Source organism: Clostridium thailandense (assembly GCF_019207025.1).
GTDB lineage: Bacteria > Bacillota > Clostridia > Clostridiales > Clostridiaceae > Clostridium_AM > Clostridium_AM thailandense.
In genome coordinates this window covers 1-1,086 of record NZ_JAEEGC010000259.1, presented here as the reverse complement: position 1 = coordinate 1,086, position 1,086 = coordinate 1, and the positions used below count along the sequence as shown (strand labels likewise).

Genomic DNA, 1,086 nt, shown 5'->3' with positions numbered 1-1,086 from the left:
TTAAATCTAACCACAAATAAGACTTATAAACTTAGTTTTAAGGCTAAATCTACTACAGCATTTAAAATCCCCAAAATTAGCCTAATGCAATGTAATAGTCCGTGGGCTGATAGATACTCTTATCACTCCGATTTATCCCCGAGCATATCTACAGATTGGGATAACTATTCAGTTTACTATACAGCAAATTGTACTGATCCTAATGGCAGAATAACATTTTATCTAGGTGATGCATTACCAGAAGGCTCAACTCTATATTTAAGCAATATTAGTTTTACCGAAACGTCTAATTTAAACTTATTCCCTGATATTGGAAATATAATCTTTAATGATGGTGAAGCCTGTGGAACTAAAGTCTTTAATGAATCTGAATTAACTGACCAAAATAAATTTTGGTATGATAAGAAAAATCAAACTATTAAGATCTACTCTGAAAAAAATCCTGCTGAAATATATCATAAAATTGAATGTGCTCTTACAAAACCTATAATCAATGAATCTAATAAAAGTTATGTTGTTTACAATGGACTGGATTTAAGATACGGTGGCTCCCACGGCATCAGTGGAGGCAACACTCATCACATAAGCATACTAAATTGTGATATAAGTTATATGGGTGGCGGAATTCAGGAAAATGTATTTCAAAATGATGGATCTCCTGTACGGTTTGGTAATGGCGTAGAATTCTGGGACAATGCACATGATAACTTAGTAGATGGTTGTAATATATCGGATATATATGACTCTGGATTAACAAATCAAGGAAACGACAATGGAATTCAGCAATATAATATTATATATAGAAATAACACGATAAAAAATGCAGAGATGTCCTTTGAATATTGGAATACTGGAGTTGGTGGTAAAACACATGACATTATTTTCGAAAACAATATATGTATAAATGCCGGAGGAGGTTGGGGACATATACAAAGACCTAATCCAACTGGAGCTCATATTATGTTATATCCAAATACAGCTGATACTTCAAATCTTGTTATTACAAATAATACATTTGAAAATGCTAAATCATACAGTATATATGTATACCAACCATGGAACGGGATTGAGAATCTAAAATTTAAA

At 32.0% G+C, this 1,086-nt stretch carries 1 protein-coding gene; it reads left to right on the top strand.

Annotation, left to right across the window (positions count from 1 at the left end):
• Positions 1 to 1,086: right-handed parallel beta-helix repeat-containing protein (locus tag I6U48_RS29470; RefSeq protein WP_218324077.1), on the top strand; the 1,086-nt coding region annotated here is incomplete at both ends.